Genomic DNA, 23,343 nt, shown 5'->3' with positions numbered 1-23,343 from the left:
GCGCGATCAATTCAAGGATTCAAGATCAAGGTCGCTCATGGCGCTGCTCACGCACAGCCGAATGGGCTGGCCTTCACCATCGATGCGCTCGCCGGATGTCAGGTCGCGCACCGAGCCATGGTTGAGCCGGCAGGTGCATTCGTGGCAGATGCCCTGGCGGCAGCCATGCTTGATCGACAGGCCGGCCGTTTCGCCGGCAATCAGCAGGGTCTGGTCGCCCGCAGCTTGAAAGGATTTGGTCTCGGCATCGCGCACGATGCGCACCTCGTGGCGGGCATGCGGGTCACCGCTGGGTTTGGCAGGCGCAAACGCCTCCAGATGCAGGCGGGCGGCAATGCCGGTGTTTTTCCAGTTGGTGCTGCCGGCTTCCTTCCAGATCGCGCGGGCTGCGTCCATCAAGGGGGCCGGGCCGCAGCAATAGGCCGGGATCTTCGTCCAGTTGGGCACCAGGCGGCCGAGCATGTCCGCGTCCAGCACCTGCTGGCTGGCTGATACGCCGGCGGCGCTGGAGGCGCGGCCTGAGCCATCGTTGGGCGTGTTGGCCACGCTGTCGATGGCCACGTACTGGAAGCCCGACCAGGTCGAGGCCATCTTGTCCAGGGCCTTGGCAAAGATGCGGTCGTCGCGGCTGCGCGCGAAATAGATCAGCGTGGCCTTGGTCTTGGAAAAGTGACGCTGCAGGTGCTCCAGCATGGCCATGCTCGGCGTGATGCCGCTGCCCCCGGCGATGAACAACACTTCAGCGGGCAAGGGTGAGGGCAGGGTGAACGCGCCGGCGGCTTGCTCGATTTCGATGAACTGGCCCACGCGGGCCTGCTCATTGAGGTGGTTGGACACCAGGCCGCCGGGCTGACGCTGCACGGTGATGGCAAAGCGGTTTGCATGGCCCTCGACGGTGCGCGGCGAGTAGGCACGGCGGTGGCGCACGCCATTGATGGTCACCCCGATCATCACGAACTGGCCGGGCTTGAGCCCCTTGAAGGCGGGGCCGGCCTGCAGCACCAGGGTGGTGGCGGTGCCGGTTTCCACCTGGCGGGCCACGATGCGTGCATGCAGGCGGTGAACGGTCAGCAGCGGGTTGATCAGGCTGAGCGTGTCGTCAAAGGCCAGCGGGCTGATGCCCAGTTGATTCAGCCAGCCCGAGAGGCGGACTGCCGCCTTGGCGGGCAGAGGGACGGTTGACGATTCGGCCATTCAAAACTCTCCGGTACTGCGGTGCGTGTCCGGCCTCGGGACTGGACGAGGCCTGTGCAATGTGTGTCGATATCTTTGGGCTCAAGGTTACCCAGCGTTGGGCGGGGCTCACAACGGGGGAAGTCCTTGAAACGGCTTGCCGCCCCCGTGAATGAGGGGCGTTGAACTGCCTCGGAATGACGTGCATCAACATGCTTATCGGACAGTTCCTGGCTGGGGTGGAATAACTTGCGTCAGCCCGGGCGGGTGTCTTCATGTGGATAATTGGGGACACATCAATCCACCTGAGGAACCGGTATGGCGCGACTTCCCCGTCTGGGCATTGCTGGCTGGCCGCACCTGGTGGTGCAGCGCGTGCATGATGGCCAATTGCTCGCCCGTGATGACCAGGATCGGCAGGCCATCCTGGATGCCTTGAAGGAGGCCGCTCGCCAGCACGGTCTGTCGATCCACGCCTATTGCCTGGCGCCGGATCACCTGCATCTGCTGGCCACCCCTTCCAGTGACGACACGCTCAGCCTGGTCATGCAGGCCCTGGGGCGTCGTTATGTGGCGGCCTACAACCGCCGTCACGCCCGCTCGGGCGGCTTGTGGGCCGGGCGCTACCGGGCCACGGTGCTGGAGCCGGCGCAGTATTTGCTTGATGCCATGGTGTTCGTGGAGTCCCACGCCTGGCGCGCAGGGCAGGTCTCCCGGGTGGAGGACGATGCCTGGAGCAGCGTGTGGCACCACCTGGGCATGCGGACCGACCCTCTGGTGTCGGATCACGCCCTGTTCTGGGGCCTGGGCAACACCCCTTTCGAGCGCGAAGCCGCCTGGCGCCGTCGGCTGGAGGCGGGGTTGTCCATGGTGCAATTGCAGGCACTGGTGCAGGCCATGCGCAGCGGCTGGGCGCTCATGCCCGAGGTGGCCGCGGCCAAGTTGGCGGTCTCTGCCGGGCGGCGTCTGACGCCTCGGCCCAGGGGGCGCCCCCGCAAGCTGGCCAGCGAAGGCGTGAAATCCGATGGCGAAATTTGATGTGTCCCTATTTATTTGACGTGAAATCGTTCCGTGCTGAATTAATGTGATCTGACCCTAATTATTAATGCTTGAAAACCCTTGGGAAGGGGCGTATCCTTGCCTCTCCCCGCGTTGTTTTTCCACACTAACTTCTGGAGCGCCCTCATGAGCCAGGCGACTTCGGGAACCTCGTTCCCCATCCATCCCGTGTCTGACGCTGCAACCACTTCCGTGGCCACCGCGCAGGAAATCAAGGCCGCAGCCGAACTGGGCATGTACGCCAACGCCGAGCACGACGCTTGCGGCGTGGGCTTCGTGGCGCACATCAAGGGCCAGAAGGCGCACAGCATCGTGCAGCAGGGCCTGAAGATCCTGGAAAACATCGACCACCGCGGCGCCGTGGGCGCTGACCCGCTGATGGGCGACGGTGCCGGCCTGCTGATCCAGATCCCCGACGAGTTCTACCGCGCCGAAATGGCCAAGCAGGGCGTGGACCTGCCTCCTCCCGGCGAATACGGCGTGGGCATGATCTTCCTGCCCAAGGAAAACGCCTCCCGCCAGGCCTGCGAGCAAGAGCTCGAGCGCGCCATCAAGGCCGAAGGCCAGGTGCTGCTGGGCTGGCGTGACGTGCCGGTTGACCGCGACATGCCCATGTCGCCCACCGTGCGCGAAAAAGAGCCGGTCATCCGCCAGGTCTTCGTCGGCCGCGGCCACGATATCCTGGTGCCCGATGCCCTGGAGCGCAAGCTCTACGTCATCCGCAAGACGGCGTCCACCAAGATCCAGAGCCTGAACCTGACCCATGGTTCCGAGTACTACGTGCCCAGCATGTCGTGCCGCACCATCATCTACAAGGGCCTGCTGCTGGCAGACCAGGTCGGCAAGTACTACCTGGACCTGGCCGACGAGCGTGTGGTCTCGGCCCTGGCCCTGGTGCACCAGCGCTTCTCGACCAACACCTTCCCTGAATGGCCTCTGGCTCACCCCTACCGCATGGTCGCCCACAACGGCGAAATCAACACGGTCAAGGGCAATTTCAACTGGATGCGCGCCCGCGAAGGCGTGATGAAGTCGCCCGTGCTGGGCGATGACCTGAAGAAGCTGTATCCCATCAGCCTGGACGGTCAGTCCGACACGGCCACGTTCGACAACGCGCTCGAACTGCTGACCATGTCCGGCTACCCGCTGGCCCAGGCCGCCATGATGATGATCCCGGAAGCCTGGGAACAGCACACCACCATGGACGAGCGCCGTCGCGCCTTCTATGAGTACCACGCCGCCATGATGGAGCCGTGGGACGGCCCCGCTGCCATGGTGTTCACCGACGGCCGCCAGATCGGCGCCACGCTGGACCGCAACGGCCTGCGCCCCGCTCGTTTCATCATCACCGATGACGACCTGGTCGTGCTGGCTTCCGAATCGGGCGTGCTGCCCATCCCCGAGAACAAGATCGTCAAGAAGTGGCGTCTGCAGCCGGGCAAGATGTTCCTGATCGACTTCGAGCAGGGGCGCATCATCGAAGACGAAGAGCTCAAGGCTCAGTACGCTTCGGCCAAGCCCTATCGCCAGTGGATCGAGAACGTCCGCATCAAGCTGGACACCATCGACACCACCGGTGCCCTGGGTGAGTTCACCGAGTCCCTGCTGGACCGTCAGCAAGCCTTTGGCTTCACTCAGGAAGACGTCAAGTTCCTGATGGCCCCGATGGCCACCAACGGCGAAGAAGCCACCGGCTCCATGGGCAACGACTCGCCCCTGGCCGTGCTGTCGGACAAGAACAAGCCGCTGTACAACTACTTCAAGCAGTTGTTCGCTCAGGTGACCAACCCACCGATCGACCCCATCCGTGAAGCGGTGGTGATGTCGCTGGTGTCCTTCATCGGCCCCAAGCCCAACCTGCTGGACATCAACGCGGTGAACCCGCCGATGCGCCTCGAAGTGTCCCAGCCCGTGCTGGACTTCGACGACATGGCTCGCCTGCGCAACATCGAGAAGCACACCGGTGGCAAGTTCAAGCCCTACGAAGTGGACATCACCTACCCGGCCGCATGGGGCCACGAAGGTGTGGAAGCTCGCCTGGCTTCGCTGTGCGCTGAAGCCGTGGAAGCCATCCAGTCCGGCCACAACATCCTGATCATCACCGACCGCAAGATGGACCGCGCCAACATCGCGATCCCTGCCTTGCTGGCGCTGTCGGCCATCCACCATCACCTGGTCCGCAAGGGCCTGCGTACCTCGGCCGGTCTGGTCGTGGAAACCGGCTCGGCCCGCGAAGTGCACCACTTCGCCGTGCTGGCAGGTTATGGCGCGGAAGCCGTGCACCCCTACCTGGCCCTGGAAACCTTGACCGACATGGCCAAGGACCTGCCTGGCGAGTTGTCGGCTGACAAGGCCATCTACAACTACATCAAGGCCATCGGCAAGGGTCTGTCCAAGATCATGTCGAAGATGGGTATCAGCACGTACATGTCGTACTGCGGCGCCCAGATCTTCGAAGCCATTGGCCTGAACAAGGAACTGATCGACAAGTACTTCCGTGGCACCCCCACGCAAGTCGGCGGCATCGGCGTGTTCGAAGTGGCTGAAGAAGCCATCCGCAACCACAAGGCGGCTTTTGGTACCGACCCCGTGCTGGCCAACATGCTGGACGCTGGTGGTGAGTACGCCTGGCGTACCCGCGGTGAAGAGCACATGTGGACGCCTGACGCGATCGCCAAGCTGCAGCACTCGACCCGCTCCGGCAAGTTCGACACGTACAAGGAATACGCCCAGATCATCAACGATCAGAGCAAGCGTCACCTGACGCTGCGTGGCCTGTTCGAGTTCAAGATCGACCCGTCCAAGGCGATCCCGCTGGAAGAAGTCGAATCCGCATCCGAGATCGTCAAGCGTTTCGCCACCGGCGCCATGTCGCTGGGCTCCATCTCCACGGAAGCCCACTCGACCCTGGCCCTGGCCATGAACCGCATCGGCGGCAAGTCGAACACGGGTGAGGGCGGCGAAGACGAAAACCGTTATCGCAACGAGCTCAAGGGCATCAAGATCGCCGCTGGCACCAAGGTGTCGGATGTGGTTGGTGCCTCGCGCATCGAAGCCGATTACGAGATGAAGGAAGGCGACAGCCTGCGCTCGAAGATCAAGCAGGTGGCTTCCGGCCGCTTTGGCGTGACGACCGAGTACCTGGTGTCGGCCGACCAGATCCAGATCAAGATGGCCCAGGGCGCCAAGCCCGGTGAAGGCGGCCAGCTGCCTGGTGGCAAGGTGTCCGACTACATCGGCAAGCTGCGTCACTCGGTGCCGGGCGTGGGCCTGATTTCGCCCCCTCCGCACCACGACATCTACTCGATCGAAGACCTGGCTCAGCTGATCCACGACCTGAAGAACGTCAACCCCAAGGCTGACATCTCCGTCAAGCTGGTGTCTGAAGTGGGCGTGGGTACCGTGGCCACCGGCGTGGCCAAGGCCAAGGCCGACCACATCGTGATCGCTGGTCACGACGGTGGCACGGGCGCTTCGCCCTGGTCCTCGATCAAGCACTGCGGCACGCCGTGGGAACTGGGCCTGGCTGAAACCCAGCAGACCCTGGTGCTCAACCGCCTGCGCGGCCGTGTGCGCGTGCAGACCGACGGTCAGATCAAGACCGGCCGTGACGTGGTGATCGGCGGCCTGCTGGGTGCTGATGAGTTCGGCTTCGCGACCGCACCGCTGGTCGTCGAGGGCTGCATCATGATGCGCAAGTGCCACCTGAACACCTGCCCGGTGGGCGTGGCCACGCAAGACCCGGTGCTGCGCAAGAAGTTCTCCGGCAAGCCCGAGCACGTCGTGAACTACTTCTTCTTCGTTGCCGAAGAAGCCCGTCAGATCATGGCCCAGCTGGGTATCCGCAAGTTCGACGAGCTGATCGGCCGCGCTGACCTGCTGGACATGAAGAAGGGTATCGAGCACTGGAAGGCGCAAGGCCTGGACTTCAGCCGCGTCTTCGCGCTGCCCCCGGTGCCTGCCGAAGTGCCTCGCCTGCACGTGTCGACGCAAGACCACGGCCTGGACAAGGCCCTGGACGTGCGCCTCATCGAGAAGGCCCAGCCGGCCATCCAGCGCGGCGAGAAGGTCCAGTTCATGGAAGAGGCCCGCAACGTCAACCGCACCGTCGGCGCCATGCTGTCGGGTGAGCTGATCAAGCACCATCCGGATGGCCTGCCTGACCAGACCGTGTTCATCCAGATGGAAGGCACGGGCGGTCAATCCTTTGGCGCCTTCCTGGCCAAGGGCATCACCCTGTACCTGATCGGTGAAGCCAACGACTACACCGGCAAGGGCCTGAGTGGTGGCCGCGTGGTCGTGCGTCCGAGCATCGACTTCCGTGGCAACGCCACCGACAACATCATCGTCGGCAACACCGTGCTGTACGGTGCCACCGAAGGTGAAGCCTTCTTCCGCGGCGTGGGCGGCGAGCGCTTCGGCGTGCGTCTGTCCGGCGCGACGGCTGTTGTCGAAGGCACGGGTGACCACGGTTGCGAATACATGACCGGTGGCACGGTCGTGGTGCTGGGCAAGACCGGCCGCAACTTCGCTGCCGGCATGTCCGGTGGCGTGGCCTACGTCTACGACGAAGACGGCCAGTTCGCCAAGCGCGTCAACACCGCTCAGGTCTCCCTGGAGAAGGTGTTGCCCGCCGCCGAACAGGCCGATGCCGGCATCCCGATGCACAAGGGTGTGGCCGATGAAGCTGCGCTCAAGAAGCTCATCGAAGACCACCACCGTTGGACCGGTTCTCTGCGTGCCCGCGAGATCCTGGACAACTGGTCTGCCGCCATGGCCAAGTTCGTCAAGGTCTTCCCGCACGAGTACCGTCGCGCGCTGACCGAGATGGGCGCCAAGCAAGAAGCAAGCGCCACCATCGCCAAGGCAAAGGGCGATGAGGGCAAGTCGAAGTCCGGCAAGGCCAAGGCCTGAACCGACGACGTGGAGTGAATTGAAATGGGAAAAGTCACTGGCTTTCTGGAATTCGAACGTCTGGAAGAGGGCTACGAGCCCGTTGAAAAGCGCGTCAAGAACTACAAGGAATTCGTCATCGGTCTGAGCACCGAACAGGCGAAGGTCCAGGGCGCGCGTTGCATGGACTGCGGCACACCGTTTTGCAACAACGGCTGCCCGGTCAACAACATCATTCCGGACTTCAACGATCTGGTGTACCGCAACGACTGGAAGAACGCGATCGAGGTCCTGCACTCGACCAACAACTTCCCCGACTTCACCGGCCGTGTCTGCCCGGCACCTTGTGAAGCCGCTTGCGTGCTGAACATCAACAACGACCCGGTGGGCATCAAGTCCATCGAGCACGCCATCGTGGACCGCGCCTGGCAAGAGGGCTGGATCAAGCCCCAGCCCGCTGCCGTCAAGACCGGCAAGAAGGTCGCTGTCGTGGGCTCCGGCCCTGCCGGCATGGCCGCGGCCCAGCAACTGGCGCGCGCCGGCCACGCTGTGACCGTGTTCGAGAAGAACGACACCATCGGTGGCCTGCTGCGCTTCGGCATCCCCGACTTCAAGTTCGACAAGTCGCACATCGACAAGCGCGTCAAGCAGATGGAAGCCGAAGGCGTGGTCTTCAAGACCAACACCATCGTCGGCGACATGCCCAAGGGTTCCAAGGTCACCAACTGGGCCAAGGACACCGTCACCCCCGAACAACTCAACAAGGAGTTCGATGCGGTGATCCTGGCTGGCGGCTCCGAGCAATCGCGTGACCTGCCTGTGCCCGGTCGTGACCTGGCTGGCATCCACTTCGCGATGGAGTTCCTGCCCCAGCAGAACCGCGTGAACGCCGGCGGCAAGGTCAAGGACCAGATCATGGCCACGGGCAAGAACGTGATCGTGATCGGCGGTGGCGACACCGGCTCCGACTGCGTGGGCACCTCCAACCGCCATGGCGCCAGGAGCGTGATCCAGTTCGAGCTGATGCCTCAGCCGCCCGAGCAGGAGAACAAGGAGCTGACCTGGCCTTACTGGCCGATCAAGCTGCGCACGTCTTCGAGCCACGAAGAGGGTTGCGAGCGCGAGTTCGCCATCGCCACGAAGGAATTCATCGGCGAAAATGGCAAGGTCACCGCGGTCAAGACCGTGCGCGTCGAGTTCAAGGACGGCAAGTTCGTCGAAGTGCCTGGCTCCGAGCAGACGCTCAAGGCCGATCTGGTGCTGCTGGCCATGGGTTTCACCAACCCGGTGGAAACCATGCTGACCGGCTTCGGTGTCGAGAAGGATGCCCGCGGCAACGCCAAGGCTTCCACCGACATCGGCGGCTACCGCACCAACGTGGCCAAGGTCTTCGCTGCTGGCGACGTGCGCCGCGGCCAGTCGCTGGTGGTCTGGGCCATCCGCGAAGGCCGCCAGGCTGCCCGTGAGGTGGATGCCTTCCTGATGGGCTCGACCACCTTGCCCCGATAAGCACGGCTTATTGGCCTTTTGCCTGTTGTGCCCACCCATCGGGGTGGCCAGCAGGCGGAGCGTGGATACCCTATCATCGGAGGGGCCGGTACTATGCCGGCCCTTTTTCTTTTTCCATCCACACCACTGCCTTTCAGATGCCAGATTCGGACGTGTCCACGCCCTTGCCAGAAACCGCCGTCGAGTTGCGCTCCGTGACTTTCGGCTACGGCGACCGGGTGATCCTGGAGAACATCAGTCTGGTGGTGCCGCGTGGCCGCGTCGTTGCGCTGATGGGCACATCGGGTGGTGGCAAGACCACCGTGCTGCGCCTGATCGGTCGGCAGGTCAAGCCCTCTTCAGGGCAGGTGCTGGTCAACGGCCAGGACATCGCCACGCTGGATGCCGCGGGCCTGCAAGCCGTGCGTCGCCGCATGGGCATGCTGTTCCAGTTCGGCGCCCTGTTCACCGACTTGTCCGTGTTCGAGAACGTGGCCTTCCCGCTGCGCGAACACACACAGTTACCCGAGTCCATCCTGCGTGATCTGGTGCTGATGAAGCTCAACGCCGTGGGCCTGCGTGGTGCACGTGACCTGATGCCCAGCGAGGTGTCGGGTGGCATGTCGCGCCGTGTGGCGCTGGCCCGTGCCATGGCGCTGGACCCCGAGCTGATGCTGTACGACGAGCCCTTCGCGGGCCTGGACCCGATCTCCATGGGCATCGCCGCACGCCTGATTCGCGAGCTGAACGACACCATGGGGCTGACCAGCATCGTGGTGTCGCACGATGTCGAAGAAACCTTCCTGATCGCCGACCACGTGGTGCTGCTGGCCAATGGCCGCATCGTGGCGCAAGGCACGCCGGCCGAAATGCGCGTCAGCGAAGACCCGCTGGTCAAGCAGTTCGTGCACGCCACGCCTGATGGCCCGGTGCGTTTCCACTACCCCGCCGTTGATGCGGGTCATGATTTCGGGGTGCGCGGATGATCAAGTGGCTCAATCCCGTTGTGGTGGGGCAGGCCACCCGCATGAAGCTGGTCGACATGGGCTACAGCGCGCGCCTGTTCCTGCGCCTGCTGTCCACGCTGGGTGCCACCTTGCGTCGCCCGCGCCTGCTGTCCGAACAAATCTTTTTCCTGGGCAATTACTCGCTGGCCATCATCGTGGTGTCCGGCCTGTTCGTGGGCTTTGTGCTGGGCTTGCAGGGCTACTACATCCTGCAGCGTTACGGCTCCAGCGAAGCCCTGGGCCTGATGGTGGCGCTGTCGCTGGTTCGTGAACTCGGGCCCGTCGTCTCGGCCTTGCTGTTTGCCGGGCGTGCAGGCACCGCCCTGACGGCCGGTATCGGCCTGATGAAAGCCGGCGAGCAACTCACCGCCATGGAGATGATGGCCGTTGACCCGATCCAGCGTGTGCTGGCCCCTCGTTTCTGGGGGGGCGTGATCGCGATGCCCCTGCTCGGCGCGGTTTTCTCGGCAGTCGGTATCCTGGGTGGCTGGCTCGTGGGTGTGGTCATGATCGGCGTCGACCAAGGCGCCTTCTGGTCGCAGATGCAAAACGGCGTGGAAGTCTGGGCCGATGTGGGCAACGGCATGATCAAGAGCGTGGTGTTTGGCCTGACCGTGACTTTTGTCGCGCTGCTGCAAGGCTATGAATGCCAGCCCACGCCCGAAGGGGTGTCGCTGGCCACCACACGTACCGTGGTGATGGCCTCGCTGGCCGTGCTGGCGCTGGACTTTGTGCTGACAGCCATGATGTTCTCGATCTGATCGAGCAGGGTTGCAAGGAAAAACAAGATGCAAAAATCAAAACATGATGTGTGGGTGGGCCTGTTCGTGCTGATTGGCGCGGCTGCCATCCTGTTTCTCGCCCTCAAGGCCGGCAACCTGCTGACCTTGTCGTTTGACAGTGGCTACACCGTGGTGGCCCGCTTTGACAACATCGGTGGCCTCAAGCGCCAGGCTGCGGTCAAGAGCGCCGGCGTGGTCGTGGGCCGCGTGCAGTCCATCACGTTCGACACCAAGACCTACCAGGCCCAGGTCGAGTTGGCGCTCAACAAGGGCGTGACTTTTCCGAAAGACACTTCAGCGAAGATCCTGACCGCTGGTTTGCTGGGCGAGCAATACATCGGTCTGGAGCCTGGCTACGGTGAGACCAATCTGGTCGCTGGCGACACGATCAAGAGCACCCAGTCGGCCATCGTCCTCGAAAATCTGATCAGCCAGTTCCTCTACAGCAAGGCCGCTGAAGGGAGCGGCGGCAAGGAGGGGCAGAAATGATGCGTCGCTCGTCACGCCGCTCGGCAGGCCGCCTGGCCGCCGTGCTGGCTGGCGCCGTGCTGCTGGGGGCTCTGCAAGGTTGTGCCACGCGGCAGAACCCCGACCCGCTGGAGTCCTGGAACCGCAAGGTGTTTGCCTTCAACGAGACGCTGGATTCGAGCGTACTCAAGCCCATGGCGGAAGGCTACAAGGCGGCCACGCCCGAGCCGGTGCGCACGGCGTTTGCCAACTTCCTGAGCAACATCAAGGACGTCTGGTCGACCGCCAACCTGTTCCTGCAGGGGCGCTTCAAGGACGGCACGCTCGGCGTGATCCGCGTCACGGTGAACTCCACTTTCGGCCTGGGTGGGTTGATCGACATCGCCACCCCCATGCAACTCGACAAGCCCAATGAAGACTTCGGTCAGACGCTGGGGGTGTGGGGCGTCAAGCCGGGTGCCTATATCGTGTGGCCGCTTCTGGGCCCCTCCACCCTGAGAGACTCGGTGGGCATCCCGGGCGACATGTATTTCTCTGCCTCCACCCTGGCCACCTATCCGCGGGAAGCCAATGTGTTGCGCGTGACCCAGGTGGTGCACACACGGGCCAGTTTGCTGGATGCGGGTAACCTGATCGACGATGTGGCGCTGGACAAATACGCCTTCATCCGTGATGCCTATTTGCAGCGCAGGCAGAATCTGATTTACAACGGGGACCCGCCTGAAGATGAGGAGCCCCCCGAGCCCCCGCGTCAGGATCTGCCAGAGCCACCTGCGGTGCCGGCCTCCGGTGCCGCATCTGGGGCCTCATCCGACAGTGCTTCGGCCCCCATCAGTGCCCTTGAGGCCCCGATGTCGGTGGCCGATGCGGGAAAAGAGAACCCCTGGGCCATGTTTCCCTGAGCGGGGTTCACACAACGCTACATTCATCCTGGTCCACCTGATGGCGGCCTGCCGCGTTAGAGGATCAGGATGATCTCCGAAAGGATCTCAATGCAATCCGCCAATTTGTACAAGCTGTCTTGCACCAGCCGTTTGCTGGCTTCTGCCGCGCTGTCGCTGGCCGCCCTGTCCAGTGCGACGGCCGCCGCCGAAACGGCTGCACCTGCAGCGCCTGCTGCCGCGGCCGCTGCCGCCCAAACGCCTGATGCCTTCGTCAAGACCATCACGGCCGAGGTGTTCGCCACGGTCAAGGCCGACAAGGCCATCCAGTCGGGTGACATCCGCAAGGTGATCCAGGTGGTGGACACCAAGATCATGCCCAATGTGAACTTCCAGCGCATGACCGCCTCGGCCGTGGGCCGTGGCTGGCGCCAGGCCACGCCTGAGCAGCAAAAGCGCCTGCAGGAAGAGTTCAAGACCCTGCTGGTCTACACCTATGCGGGTGCCGTCGCTCAGATCAAGGATCAGACGGTCGAGTACAAGCCCATGCGCAATCGCTCGGAAGACACCGATGTCGTGGTGCGCACCGTGGTGCGTGGCAAGGGTGACCCGATCCAGCTCGATTACCGCCTGGAGAAGGCCGGTGACAGCTGGAAGATCTACGACGTGAACGTGCTGGGCGCCTGGCTGGTGCAAACCTACCAGAGCAGCTTTGCCCAGGAAGTCAACGCCACGGGCATCGATGGCCTGATCGCCAAGCTGGTCGAGCGCAACAAGCAGCTGGCCGCCAAGAAAGTGGCGGGCTGATCGCCATGTTGCTGCTGCCTGCCGTCATCACGCACGCTGAGGTGCCGCATGTGCTGAGCCTGTTCAAGCAGACGCTGGACAAGGCCGCGGCCGCCGGCAATGTGGATGCGGCCATGCTGACGGTGGACGGCTCCGCCTTGCAGCGCTTTGACTCCAGTGCGCTGGCCGTGCTGCTGGAATGCCAGCGCATGGCACGTGCCAAGGGGCGTGCGTTTGCGGTGCAGTCCCTGCCGCAACGCTTGACGGAACTGGCCCGCCTGTATGGCGTGGACGGCTTGCTGCAATCGGCCTGATCGGGCCGACGCCAAGCTCGTCAGGCCTGATCAGGCTTCTTCCGGCCAGGCAAAACCATCACGCGCCACCAGGGCGCTGGCGGCCGGTGGCCCCCAGGTGCCGGCCGTGTAGCCGCGCACGGTGCTGCTGTCGTGGGCCCAGTTGTCCAGAATCGGTTCCACCCATCGCCAGGCTTGCTCCTGTTCGTCCGAGCGCACGAACAGGTTGAGCCGGCCGGCGAGCGCGTCCAGCAACATGCGCTCGTAAGCGCCCACGCGGTCGGTCGGGAAGGCCTTGTCAAAATCCAGGTCCAGTGACACGGGTGACAAGATCTCCGGCATGGCACCCGCACCGGCGGACGACACCGAGCCCTTGGCCGCCAGCAGGTGCAACTCCAGCCCGTCGTCCGGTTGCAGCTTGATCACCAGCTTGTTGGCGTTGTGCGCGCCCGGAAAGATCGGGTGCGGGGTAGGGCGGAAGTTCACGACGATGTCGGCATGCCGGTCGGCCATGCGCTTGCCCGTGCGCAGGTAGAAGGGCACACCGGCCCAGCGCCAGTTCTGTACCTCGCAGCGCAGGGCCACGAAGGTTTCGGTGCGGCTGTCGGCGGGCACCTTGTCCTCGTCCAGATAACCTTTGGCCAGTTGGCCATTGACCGTGCCGCCGCGGTACTGGCCGCGCACCACGTCACGCGCCACCGAGGCGCCGTCAAAGGGCTTGAGCGAGCGCAGCACCTTGAGCTTTTCGTCGCGGATGGCGTCGGCATCGGCACTGGAGGGGGGCTCCATGGCGATCATGGTCAGCAGCTGCAGCGCGTGGTTCTGGATCATGTCGCGCAGCGCGCCGGTGCGGTCGTAGAAGTCACCGCGCGTGCCCACGCCGAGGCTCTCAGCCAGGGTGATCTGGATGTTGGCGATGCTCTCGCGGCGCCACAGGGGTTCGAACAGCACATTGCCAAAGCGCAGGGCCATGAGGTTCTGCACCGAGGGCTTGCCCAGGTAGTGGTCGATGCGCAGGGCCTGGCGTTCGGTGAACACGGCGCGCACCGCCTGGTTGATCTGCTGGGCGCTGGCCAGATCGTGGCCCAGCGGCTTTTCCAGCACCACGCGGATGCCATCGTGGTTCAGGCCACAAGCGCCCAGTTGCCCGCAGATGGTGGGAAACAGGTGAGGGCTGGTGGCCAGGTAGATGACGGTGTTGTCCGTGCGGCGGGTTTCCAGCCAGGCTTTGAGGCGCTGGTAATCGGCCGGCTGCGACAGGTCCATGCGCAGGTAATGGATCAGCGCGGCGAATTGCCGGTACTCGTCTTCCGTGGGGCGTTTGGCGCTGTCGGCAGCCTGCAGGCGCTCGTGCAGCCAGTTGCGGTAGCTGTCGTCGTCGCGGTCATCGCGGGCCACGGCCAGGATGCGGCCTTCGGCGGGCAATTTGCCGTGTCGCCAGGCCTGGAACAGCGAAGGCATGAGCTTGCGCCACGTCAGGTCGCCGGTGCCGCCGAAAAATACGAGGTCAAAAGACATGCGAGTTGCAAAAAATGGTCAGGCCGGCTATTCGCTTGGGGGGAAGCCTGAACTTTGTCATCAAATTGGACTCAGAATAAAGGCAACAATAAGGCAATTCCACGGCGGCAGTCTGATTATTCAGCATGGGTTTCGCCGGTGTATTTTTGTCACGCCTACAAGAAACCAACCGAATCCGTTTTGCAGATTCGACACCAACATGACTTCGCAACTCGATCAGCTCAAGGCCTGCACCACCGTGGTGGCCGACACCGGCGACTTCAAGCAACTGGCCCAGTTCACCCCGCAGGATGCGACCACCAACCCTTCGCTGATCCTCAAGGCGGTCCAGAAGCCTGATTACGCGCCCTTGCTGGCCGATACCGTGGCGGCACACCGTGGCGAGTCGCTGGCCACCATCGTGGACCACGTGCTGGTTCGTTTTGGCCTGGAAATCCTCAAGGTGGTGCCCGGTCGTGTCTCCACCGAGGTGGATGCCCGCCTGAGCTTTGATACGCCTGCCACCATCGAGCGCGCGCGCCGCATCATCGGCCTGTATGAGGCCGCCGGTATCCCGCGCAACCGCGTGCTGATCAAGGTCGCGGCCACCTGGGAGGGCATTCAGGCCGCCCGGGCGCTGGAGCAGGAAGGCATCCGCTGCAACCTGACGCTGTTGTTCGCGTTCGCGCAGGCCCGTGCTTGTGGCGATGCCAAGGTGCAGCTGATCTCGCCTTTTGTGGGCCGCATCTACGACTGGTACAAGAAGACAGCCGGCGCCCAGTGGGACGAGGCGGCCAACGCCGGTGTGAATGACCCCGGCGTGAAGTCTGTGGCGCGCATCTACGAGTACTACAAGCAGCACGGTGTGCGCACCGAAGTCATGGGCGCGAGCTTCCGCAATGTGGGGCAGATCCTGGCATTGGCCGGTTGTGACCTGCTGACCATCAGCCCCGATCTGCTGGTCCAGTTGCAGGCTGCCGATGGGGAAGCCCAGCCCGTGGTGCGTCGCCTGGTGCCGGCCACCAGCGTGGTGGCGCCCGAAGCGCCGTTGAGCGAAGCCGCCTTCCGCTATGCCCTCAACGAGGACGCCATGGCCACCGAGAAGCTGGCTGAGGGCATCCGCCTGTTCGCGGTGGATGCCGGCAAGCTGGACGCCCTCATCGAGGCGCAACGTTGACGCCAGGCGCCATGGCTTTCCCGCGTTGTGATCAGACAGTGGCCTGGTCGGCCCTGAGCGGCCATTTCGAGGCCCATGGGCGTGATCTGGACCTGCGCCAGGTGTTCGCCGACAACCCTGACCGCGTCCAGCGCCTGGGCATTCAGGCGCCGGAGGTGTTCGGTGACCTGTCTCGCGTGCACTGGGACGTCGCCACCTTGCGGCACCTGCTGGATCTGGCGCGCGAATGCGGCCTGGAAGCCCGGCGTGACGCCATGATGGCGGGCGAGGTAATGAACACCACCGAAGGCCGCGCGGTGCTGCACACGGCCCTGCGCGCCCCGCGTGGGCAGGGCCCCCACAGCCAGCAGGTGCACGACGTGCTGGACCGCATGCTGGCCTTTGTCGAGAACGTGCGCACGACGGCTGGTGGCACGGCGCCGGGGCAGATCACGGATGTGGTCAACATTGGCATCGGCGGCTCGGACCTGGGCCCGCAAATGGTGGTGCCGGCGCTGGACGCTTTCGTGCACCCGGGGCTGAATTTCCATTTTGTGTCCAACGCGGATGGGCAGGACCTGGCCAGCGTGCTGCGCAAAGTGCGCCCTGAGCACACGCTGTTCGTGATCGCCTCCAAGACGTTCACGACGCAGGAAACCATGGCCAATGCCGTGGCGGCACGCCAGTGGTTCGCCGATCACGGCGGCACCGATATCGCCCGCCATTTCGTGGCCACCACCACCAATGTCGAAGCGGCTGCGGCGTTTGGCATCACCCAGACTTTTGGTTTCTGGGACTGGGTGGGCGGGCGTTTTTCCATGTGGTCGGCCATCGGCCTGCCCATTGCGCTGGCGCTGGGCAGCAGCAACTTCCACGCGATGCTGGCCGGCGGCCACGCCATGGACGAGCACTTTGCCCAGACCTCGCTCGCGCACAACCTGCCGGTGCTGCTGGGCCTGATGGACGTCTGGTATCGCAACTTCAAGGGCTACAGCAGCCGCTGCGTGGTGCCTTACCACCATGGCCTGCGCCGCCTGCCGGCCTACCTGCAGCAACTGGTGATGGAGAGCAATGGCAAGCGGGTGGACGCCCAGGGCGCGCCGCTGCCGTTTGGCACCAGCGACGTGCTGTGGGGCGAGGCCGGCACGAACGGCCAGCACGCCTTTTTCCAGATGCTGCACCAGGGCACCGACGTCGTCCCGGTCGAGTTCCTGCTGGTGCGTCAGCCCAGTTACCGCGCACCGGGCAGCATGACGCCGGCCTTGCGCGCCTTGCTGGACCAGCAGCACCACATGCTGCTGGCCAATGGCCTGGCCCAGGCGCAGGCGCTGATGTGGGGCAAGACAGCCGAGGAAGCCTTGGGTGAGGCCGTGCCCACGGCGGCGCCTGACATGCCCGCCGAAGCCATCGCCAAACACCGCACCTTCCCGGGCAACCGCCCGAGCCTGACGCTGTTGATGGACGAGGTGACGCCCCGTTCGCTGGGCGCCCTGGTGGTCCTGTACGAGCACCGCACCTTTGTGAGCGGCGCCCTGTGGGGCATCAACTCATTCGACCAGTGGGGCGTGGAGCTGGGCAAGGCCTTGTGCAAGGACTTGCTGCCGCGTCTGTGCTCGGGCGACACGGCCGGGCTGGATGCCGCGACAGCAGCCATGATCGCGCGCTTGCGCTGACTGGCGCCTCTCCCAGCCCTCTCGCTTCAGCCTTTGAAAGATCCCGCCATGGCGCAAGACAAAGTCCCACCGCAAGCCGTGGTGTTTGATTTCGGTGGGGTGCTGTTCAACTGGCAGCCGACCCGCCTGATCCAGTCGGTGCTGCCCCACCTGGCACGTGATGACGAACAGGCGCTGGGCCTGGCTGCCGACGTGTTCCAGTCCTTCGTGCCGGGCAGTGACTGGTCCGAGTTCGACCGTGGTGCGCTCACCTGGGATCAAACCCGGGACCGGATCGCCGAGCGCACCGGCCTGGCAGCGCAGGACGTGCACAGTCTGATGGCCGCCATCCCGCCGCACCTGGCACCCATGGCCGACACCGTGGCCTGGCTGCATGAGCTGGCCGAATCCGGCATGCCGCTGTACTTCCTGTCGAACATGCCGCGGCCCTACGCCGAGTTCCTGCAGCGCGAGCACGCCTTCCTGGATCGATTCATTTCCGGCGTTTTCTCGTGTGATGTCAGCCAGATCAAACCCAATGCCGACATCTTCCATACGGCAGCGGACAAATTCGGCGTGGCGCCCGAGCGCACCGTCTTCATTGACGATAACGTGCACAACATCAAAACGGCCCGCTCACTGGGGTGGCGGGCCGTTCAATTTCAGGATGCGGCACAGTGCCGCGCCGAACTGGCGGAGCTGGGCTGGTTGTGAACCCCAGACCGGGCCTGTGAGGCCTTGATCAGGCGTCAACCGTCTCGCTCAGGGCCTTGCGCATCTTCTTCATGGCGGCCACTTCGATCTGGCGGATGCGTTCGGCGCTGACGCCGTAGACCGCGGCCAGGTCGTGCAGGGTCATGCCGCCGGAGCCGTCGTCATTGACCTTGAGCCAGCGTTCTTCCACGATGCGGCGACTGCGTTCGTCCAGCTGGTCCAGCGCCATGCTGATGCCATCGCTGGCCAGCCAGTCACGGCGGTGCGATTCGATCACGCGGGTGGGCTCGTGCACCTCGTCGGCCAGGTAGGTCAGAGGGGACACAACGCCTTCGTGCTCCTCGTCAGAAGGGGCTTCCAGGGCCACATCGCCACCGGCCATGCGCGTTTCCATCTCGATGACATCCTCGGGGCGCACATCCAGCTCCTGGGCAACGCGGTGGATTTCCGCTTCGCTCAGGCCGGCACGGCCCACGTGGTCGTTGCCGTCTTCGCCCTTGAACTGGTGCTTCATCGAGCGCAGGTTGAAGAACAGCTTGCGCTGGGCCTTGGTCGTGGCGACCTTGACCATGCGCCAGTTCTTGAGGATGTATTCGTGGATTTCGGCCTTGATCCAGTGCATGGCGTAGCTCACCAGGCGCACGCCCTGATCGGGGTCGAAGCGCTTGACGGCTTTCATCAGGCCAACGTTGCCTTCCTGGATCAGATCGCCCTGCGGCAGGCCGTAGCCCATGTACTGGCGCGAGATGGACACCACCAGGCGCAGGTGGGACAGCACCAGGCGCGAGGCCGCCTGCAGATCCTGCTGGTCACGCAGACGCCGGGCCAGCGCCTGCTCCTCCGAGGCCTCCAGCATGGGGATGGCCTGCACCGAACGGATATAGGCGTCCAGGTTGCCCAGCGAGGGCACCACACTCCAGGGGTCACGGGTAGCGATGGCAGTGGTCAAGGTCATGGTGGTCCTTTCGTGCATCCTTCTCAGAACATATTAGCACTCTTGCTCAGAGAGTGCTAAGACCGAAAAGTTCCGGTGGTTTTGAGGTTTTTTGGGGGCTGGAGGCTGCATCAACCTTCACAGGTACTTGTGTCGAACGCCGTTCATTCTTGAACTTTTGTTCATTCATTCTTGAACTTTCTGGCGTTTCCCTAGGGACACTCTGCTTTTGAAGGGCGGAGCAGGCTATTGGTACGACATAAAAAATTACGCCCTTATGGCACGCATACGGCGTTCATAGTGTGAAACTGCTGAAACGGCCTACTTGGCTCGCCGCTCTCGGCTAGTGAATTCGGAGAGTGTGTGATGGTGGTGAGCGCTGCGGGATGAGCGCTCCCCTTCCTGGGGCCTGGTGTTGCCGCCCCACAAGCCAGAGACATCGCTTCGCGCTGAGAAGCGCTGCAGGTTTCACTTTGGACGGACCTTTACTAACGCCGCGAGCGAGCAAGGTGCTTTGGATCACTCCATCGGCTGACGACGTTCGAACGACCGATGCTAGGTGCTAAGCGGTCGCGCGAGCTCCGATTGTTGGCAACGTCGGATGCATTTGTCCCCCTGTCGTTGGGGTTTTTGGCCGTGAACCTCTCACCTCAGCCTCAAGCAGGTCTCAGCAACTAGATCAATCTCGGCTACAGGCTGGGTGCGGTCTTTTGGCAGAGGCTCAACGAGCGACAGCTACCGACCCAATTAGCGACATGCATGGCCTCGACTTCGTCGCCCTCAAGCCGTCGGTCAAGCCTTGGCGACACACCCGAAGGTACACGCACCGGCGGCGAGGTACCGCGTGTGTGGGCCGAGGTCGAGGAAGGTTTGTTGTGCATGAATAACGGGCACAAAAGTTGGCTCGACGATCAAACACTTGGCTCCAAAGGTTGTTGCAACTTGGAGTCGGCTAAAAGATCATGCAGATGCGCGGCAGTCAACAGGCATAGCACCTCTAAGCCAAGGGTCCGCTCATCTCGATGAGTATTTTGATTGCCGCGCACCCCACCATGCTGGCGCGTGGCCGTACAGGCTCGTCAACGCGCAATAGGGTCCACGCCACCGGTTCGAGGTACGCGCAAGTCTGAGAAGTGATCGCGGACTGGATTGGCTTTCAACCCCGGTGCCCCATCAGGCGCGAGCATGAAGCGCTTCGTCGAGTCAACACAGCTTTGCCCACGCGCTTGCGCCGAAAGCTGCCGTACTCGCGCAGCCCGCCCACCCCGTCTGCAGTCCCGACTGCGCGAAGTCGCCGTTGCCTTCTCTTGCTGGCCCTTGCGACCCCGAGTCAGGCTGGTGTGCTGCCGTATCCAAAAGGCGACTGTCTCGTCAGGTAATGACTTTGGCTTCTATTGCGTTGCTGATTGGCGGAGCCGGGATAAATCATCTTCGTTTCCCGGTTTGGTCGTACTCCGCCGTATCGGGTTTTCTGGAGCGGGCTTTTTCGGCCGGTCCTCTCGGTCGTGGCCACAGGCCAAGATCTTCGGTGGGTCCGGTTGTGCAGGACTGAATGACCGCAACCTCATCGGTCGCGGCATCCCCGCTCCATCTTCTGGCATAGAGGCAATCTTGGAGACATTGATGCACAAGAAGTTGAGCCGTATAGCTACCGCTCTCGTACTCGCACTTTCCTCGAACTGGGCGCACGCCGATCAACGCGTGCCCGATGGGAATTTCAGGTTGTCGGGCTTCGGGACGGTCGCCGTATCCCGCACGACGGTCGATGACGCGATGTTCAACTACCCCGGCCAAGGCGGGGGGGCAACTCGTCACGCCAGCCTGAATCCGGACAGTAAGGTTGCGCTGCAGGGCGCATACAGTTTTTCTTCGAGCGTTTCTGCTACGGCGCAAGTGCTGATGAAGTACGACGCCGAGGGGCAATATATCCCTGACACGCAGTGGCTGTTCGCGAAGTGGCAGGCTACCCCGAATTGGGTCGTTCGCGCAGGCCGTATGGGCGCGCCGTTCTTTATGGTCTCGGACTCGCGGGATGTGGGCTACGCCATGCTCACTGTTCGCCCGCCTTTGGATGTCTATGGTCAAGTTCCCGTCAGCCAGTTTGAAGGGGTCGATACCTCATATCAACTTGCAGTGGGCCCCGCGAGCATCACCACGACGCTCTGGAGTGGAAGCGCCGCAGCCGACTTCACTGCCGCCGCCATCATTCCGCCCAATCGTGTGATCCTGAAGAAGCTGGTGGGGTTGAACCTTGTGGCTGATATCGGTAGCGGGCTCACCGTGCGAGCCGGGCATGTTCAGTCTCGCATGACGGTCAAGTCTCCCTTGGCGGACCAGGTTGTGGCTGCCTCAAATGACGCCACCTTGCGTACAGGTCTGCAGTCGCTGAGTCCGTCGACGCTGGACCAAATCGACGGTGCCCTTGGTGTTGTTGAGCCTGATTCCGTTCGGGCCACGTTCTCTGGCGTGGGTTTGTCGTATGAGGAAGATAACTGGGTAGGCAGCTTCGAATACACAAAACGCAAAACCGCAAGCTACATCGCCAAAACAACCGGGTGGTATGCAGCCCTTGGCTACCGTGTGAGGGCCTTCACGCCATATGTTGGCTGGTCGAGGCTGAAGAGCTCTCAGCAAGAGGTCAACCCCATCCAGATCATTGCGACGGCCTCGGCGGGGCTCAATGACGCTGTCCAACAACTTTCCGGAGGCGTCGATGCCCTGCTCAATTCTCAAAGACAAAGTCAGCGCACCACGACCTTGGGGGCTCGTTGGGACCTTGCAACCGGATTGGCTTTGAAGGCGCAATTCGACCAGATCAAGAAGCCAAAAGATTCGAACGGCTTGTTTCTGAACCCTGATCCCACGAATGTGACGGGCATGGCGTTCCTGTCGGGAAACAGGGTCATCAACGTGTTGACCCTCTCGATGGACTTTGTTTATTAAGGATTCTCAAATGCCGTTCGGTCGTACTTTAAAGCGCGTCGCATTTCTTGGTGCCATCTGCATGGCCTCAAATTCATTTTCCCAGGTGGCTGTGGTCGTTAATGTGAAGAGTCCTGTGGTCGCCATGACGGCGGAGCAAGTCGCCGCGATCTATCTGGGCAAGAGCCAGCTGCTTCCATCGGGACAGTCTGCCCTTCCGGTCGATCTCCCTGAGTCCAGCCCTTTACGGGAGCAGTTCTATGCCAAATCGACCAGCAGATCTCAAGCCCAAGTAAAGGCCACCTGGGCTCGACTGACTTTCTCGGGCAAGGCCACGCCACCCAGGGAGGTGGCAACCTCCGCCGAGGTCAAGAAGTACATCGCCGCAACGCCCGACGCCATCGGCTATGTGGAGAAGGCCTCGGTTGATGGCACGGTGAAGGTCGTTCTGATACTTGAGTAGGAACCGGGACCAGGGAAGGGGGCTGTGCAGGCTTCACACCTGTATACCGCTTGTCGAGCCAAGAACGCAGCGGTTTCGTCCCCCGTGCTTTGCAGCGTAAAGCGCCTTGTCCGCGCAGGCGATGAGTTGTGGCAACGTTCCGCCAACTTTGCCTACAGTGCAGACGCCGACGCTGATGGTGCATCGGAGTCCGTGGGTGAATTTGCCAGAGTAAACAGAATCGCCGACCAAGGCTCTCACTTTTTCAGCAATCGCGAGTCCATCCAACTCCGTCTCATGTGATGTCGCGACCAAGAACTCTTCCCCCCCATACCGACCAACCACATCTACTTCCCGCAAAGCCGCATGGAGCAACCGTACGATGCCCCGTAGAACGTCGTCCCCTGCCTGGTGCCCATGGGTGTCATTGATGGATTTGAAGTGGTCAACGTCCAGAATCAGGATGGAAAAATAGCAACCAGTTCTTGATGATATGCCGCGAAGAAGCTCGGCTTGCTGCATCAGCATGCGCCTGTTTAGGGCGCCTGTTAAAGGGTCCGTGTGCGCGAGAATTTTTAGCTCATCCGTTTGCCTTTGAATAATCTGCGTGTACCGGTTAAAAACATAGGGGACCGATACGAGAATTGCCGGCAACGCAAAAAGCCTGACAATCCCGGAAAAGTAAACCTCCTCTTTTGAAAGCGTGGCGACGGGCACCATCCCGACAAACTCAACTGACAAGAACAAGAAGAGACCGAGGGCAGCGTGAGCGTTGCACTTATCCCGACCAGGCTCAGAAAAGGCTATATAAGAATAGGCTATCGTGGCAAAGTAGGCGAATTGGATGCCGGAGCCTGATGGGAAGGCGAATATTGCTGCCCATGCAATGTGGGCATGGGTTACAAGCAAGGTGGCATGAGCGCGCACGCTTCTGAGATTGCGCACTTTGGGCAGCAGCAAAATCAAATGCAGGCTACCCCAGGCCATGCTGATGAACAGGACCTGCGTCGGCCGTATGGGGCATATGAGTCCATAGCCCCAAAACAGGGCTGAAATCGTCAGTGCGTATATATTGATGAGATCCAGGACGCGATCATGCGACGCCTCTTCAGGCTCGACGCCCTGATTTTCCTGATCAGCGATATCCCGTCGGTACATGGTCGATCCAAGGTCGCCGCAGGCAGATTGCACTTATG

General features: G+C 62.7%; 18 protein-coding genes. 14 read left to right on the top strand and 4 right to left on the bottom strand.

What is annotated here, in order from left to right:
- Positions 1-6: 6 nt before the first annotated feature.
- Positions 7-1,194, bottom strand: coding sequence for a ferredoxin reductase (locus JY96_RS06550; protein WP_035035987.1), 1,188 nt, complete (start codon positions 1,192-1,194; stop codon positions 7-9).
- A 297-nt stretch (positions 1,195-1,491) separates the two neighbouring features.
- On the opposite strand from JY96_RS06550, the gene JY96_RS06545 reads away from it, so the two are divergent.
- The 9 genes from JY96_RS06545 to JY96_RS06505 all read left to right on the top strand — a co-directional run bounded on the left by JY96_RS06545 (position 1,492) and on the right by JY96_RS06505 (position 12,851).
- The gene (locus tag JY96_RS06545) at positions 1,492-2,211 is read left to right on the top strand and encodes a transposase (protein ID WP_035035983.1); all 720 of its coding nucleotides are present in this window, start codon (positions 1,492-1,494) and stop codon (positions 2,209-2,211) included.
- A 147-nt stretch (positions 2,212-2,358) separates the two neighbouring features.
- Positions 2,359-7,146: a glutamate synthase-related protein gene (locus JY96_RS06540; RefSeq protein WP_081961089.1), complete on the top strand. Its 4,788-nt coding sequence runs from the start codon at positions 2,359-2,361 to the stop codon at positions 7,144-7,146.
- A 24-nt stretch (positions 7,147-7,170) separates the two neighbouring features.
- The gene (locus JY96_RS06535) at positions 7,171-8,634 is read left to right on the top strand and encodes a glutamate synthase subunit beta (RefSeq protein WP_035035980.1); all 1,464 of its coding nucleotides are present in this window, start codon (positions 7,171-7,173) and stop codon (positions 8,632-8,634) included.
- Positions 8,635-8,771: 137 nt separating this feature from the next.
- A complete protein-coding gene (locus JY96_RS06530) occupies positions 8,772-9,599 on the top strand; it encodes an ABC transporter ATP-binding protein (RefSeq protein ID WP_052162212.1) in 828 nt (275 codons plus the stop codon).
- Positions 9,596-10,381: a lipid asymmetry maintenance ABC transporter permease subunit MlaE gene (gene mlaE, locus JY96_RS06525; RefSeq protein WP_035035976.1), complete on the top strand. Its 786-nt coding sequence runs from the start codon at positions 9,596-9,598 to the stop codon at positions 10,379-10,381. The genes JY96_RS06530 and mlaE overlap by 4 nt, the downstream gene beginning before the upstream one ends.
- A 27-nt stretch (positions 10,382-10,408) precedes the next feature.
- Entirely contained in the window at positions 10,409-10,891 is a 483-nt protein-coding gene (mlaD, locus tag JY96_RS06520; protein ID WP_035035974.1) for an outer membrane lipid asymmetry maintenance protein MlaD, read from the top strand.
- Positions 10,888-11,772, top strand: coding sequence for a VacJ family lipoprotein (locus tag JY96_RS06515; protein WP_235333867.1), 885 nt, complete (start codon positions 10,888-10,890; stop codon positions 11,770-11,772). The genes mlaD and JY96_RS06515 overlap by 4 nt, the downstream gene beginning before the upstream one ends.
- A 90-nt stretch (positions 11,773-11,862) precedes the next feature.
- The gene (locus JY96_RS06510; protein WP_081961088.1) at positions 11,863-12,558 is read left to right on the top strand and encodes a phospholipid-binding protein MlaC; all 696 of its coding nucleotides are present in this window, start codon (positions 11,863-11,865) and stop codon (positions 12,556-12,558) included.
- 5 nt (positions 12,559-12,563) lie between these two features.
- Entirely contained in the window at positions 12,564-12,851 is a 288-nt protein-coding gene (locus tag JY96_RS06505; protein WP_035035972.1) for a lipid asymmetry maintenance protein MlaB, read from the top strand.
- A gap of 30 nt (positions 12,852-12,881) precedes the next feature.
- Here the strand turns inward: JY96_RS06505 and zwf are convergent, their stop codons facing one another.
- The gene (gene zwf, locus JY96_RS06500) at positions 12,882-14,348 is read right to left on the bottom strand and encodes a glucose-6-phosphate dehydrogenase (protein ID WP_035035970.1); all 1,467 of its coding nucleotides are present in this window, start codon (positions 14,346-14,348) and stop codon (positions 12,882-12,884) included.
- A 199-nt stretch (positions 14,349-14,547) separates the two neighbouring features.
- Here zwf and tal point away from each other — a divergent pair, with 199 nt between their 5' ends.
- The 3 genes from tal to JY96_RS06485 are packed head-to-tail and all read left to right on the top strand — an operon-like array spanning position 14,548 to position 17,849.
- The gene (gene tal / locus JY96_RS06495) at positions 14,548-15,504 is read left to right on the top strand and encodes a transaldolase (protein ID WP_035035967.1); all 957 of its coding nucleotides are present in this window, start codon (positions 14,548-14,550) and stop codon (positions 15,502-15,504) included.
- An 11-nt stretch (positions 15,505-15,515) separates the two neighbouring features.
- Entirely contained in the window at positions 15,516-17,156 is a 1,641-nt protein-coding gene (pgi, locus tag JY96_RS06490; RefSeq protein WP_035035965.1) for a glucose-6-phosphate isomerase, read from the top strand.
- Between the two features lie 48 nt (positions 17,157-17,204).
- On the top strand, positions 17,205-17,849 hold the full coding sequence (locus tag JY96_RS06485; RefSeq protein WP_035035963.1) for an HAD family phosphatase: 645 nt from the start codon (positions 17,205-17,207) through the stop codon (positions 17,847-17,849).
- A gap of 28 nt (positions 17,850-17,877) precedes the next feature.
- On the opposite strand, the gene rpoH is transcribed toward JY96_RS06485, so the two are convergent.
- Complete coding sequence (gene rpoH / locus JY96_RS06480) at positions 17,878-18,804, bottom strand: RNA polymerase sigma factor RpoH (RefSeq protein ID WP_081961087.1); 927 nt, start codon at positions 18,802-18,804, stop codon at positions 17,878-17,880.
- 1,602 nt (positions 18,805-20,406) lie between these two features.
- Between rpoH and JY96_RS06475 the strand changes: the two genes are divergently transcribed.
- Entirely contained in the window at positions 20,407-21,726 is a 1,320-nt protein-coding gene (locus tag JY96_RS06475; RefSeq protein ID WP_035035960.1) for a hypothetical protein, read from the top strand.
- Positions 21,727-21,736: 10 nt separating this feature from the next.
- Positions 21,737-22,168, top strand: coding sequence for a hypothetical protein (locus JY96_RS06470; protein WP_035035959.1), 432 nt, complete (start codon positions 21,737-21,739; stop codon positions 22,166-22,168).
- 33 nt (positions 22,169-22,201) lie between these two features.
- Here JY96_RS06470 and JY96_RS22040 read toward each other — a convergent pair whose 3' ends face one another.
- Positions 22,202-23,305: a GGDEF domain-containing protein gene (locus JY96_RS22040; protein ID WP_052162211.1), complete on the bottom strand. Its 1,104-nt coding sequence runs from the start codon at positions 23,303-23,305 to the stop codon at positions 22,202-22,204.
- Positions 23,306-23,343: the final 38 nt, after the last annotated feature.

Source organism: Aquabacterium sp. NJ1 (assembly GCF_000768065.1).
In the GTDB taxonomy this organism is placed as follows: domain Bacteria; phylum Pseudomonadota; class Gammaproteobacteria; order Burkholderiales; family Burkholderiaceae_C; genus Aquabacterium.
This window is presented reverse-complemented; position numbering and strand designations above follow the sequence as displayed.

Bases quoted from the DNA above. Each gene is read 5' to 3' on its own strand.
- JY96_RS06550 (WP_035035987.1), bottom strand. From the start codon at position 1,194: ATGGCCGAATCGTCAACCGTCCCTCTGCCCGCCAAGGCGGCAGTCCGC.
- JY96_RS06545 (WP_035035983.1), top strand. From the start codon at position 1,492: ATGGCGCGACTTCCCCGTCTGGGCATTGCTGGCTGGCCGCACCTGGTG.
- JY96_RS06540 (WP_081961089.1), top strand. From the start codon at position 2,359: ATGAGCCAGGCGACTTCGGGAACCTCGTTCCCCATCCATCCCGTGTCT.
- JY96_RS06535 (WP_035035980.1), top strand. From the start codon at position 7,171: ATGGGAAAAGTCACTGGCTTTCTGGAATTCGAACGTCTGGAAGAGGGC.
- JY96_RS06530 (WP_052162212.1), top strand. From the start codon at position 8,772: ATGCCAGATTCGGACGTGTCCACGCCCTTGCCAGAAACCGCCGTCGAG.
- mlaE (WP_035035976.1), top strand. From the start codon at position 9,596: ATGATCAAGTGGCTCAATCCCGTTGTGGTGGGGCAGGCCACCCGCATG.
- mlaD (WP_035035974.1), top strand. From the start codon at position 10,409: ATGCAAAAATCAAAACATGATGTGTGGGTGGGCCTGTTCGTGCTGATT.
- JY96_RS06515 (WP_235333867.1), top strand. From the start codon at position 10,888: ATGATGCGTCGCTCGTCACGCCGCTCGGCAGGCCGCCTGGCCGCCGTG.
- JY96_RS06510 (WP_081961088.1), top strand. From the start codon at position 11,863: ATGCAATCCGCCAATTTGTACAAGCTGTCTTGCACCAGCCGTTTGCTG.
- JY96_RS06505 (WP_035035972.1), top strand. From the start codon at position 12,564: ATGTTGCTGCTGCCTGCCGTCATCACGCACGCTGAGGTGCCGCATGTG.
- zwf (WP_035035970.1), bottom strand. From the start codon at position 14,348: ATGTCTTTTGACCTCGTATTTTTCGGCGGCACCGGCGACCTGACGTGG.
- tal (WP_035035967.1), top strand. From the start codon at position 14,548: ATGACTTCGCAACTCGATCAGCTCAAGGCCTGCACCACCGTGGTGGCC.
- pgi (WP_035035965.1), top strand. From the start codon at position 15,516: ATGGCTTTCCCGCGTTGTGATCAGACAGTGGCCTGGTCGGCCCTGAGC.
- JY96_RS06485 (WP_035035963.1), top strand. From the start codon at position 17,205: ATGGCGCAAGACAAAGTCCCACCGCAAGCCGTGGTGTTTGATTTCGGT.
- rpoH (WP_081961087.1), bottom strand. From the start codon at position 18,804: ATGACCTTGACCACTGCCATCGCTACCCGTGACCCCTGGAGTGTGGTG.
- JY96_RS06475 (WP_035035960.1), top strand. From the start codon at position 20,407: ATGCACAAGAAGTTGAGCCGTATAGCTACCGCTCTCGTACTCGCACTT.
- JY96_RS06470 (WP_035035959.1), top strand. From the start codon at position 21,737: ATGCCGTTCGGTCGTACTTTAAAGCGCGTCGCATTTCTTGGTGCCATC.
- JY96_RS22040 (WP_052162211.1), bottom strand. From the start codon at position 23,305: ATGTACCGACGGGATATCGCTGATCAGGAAAATCAGGGCGTCGAGCCT.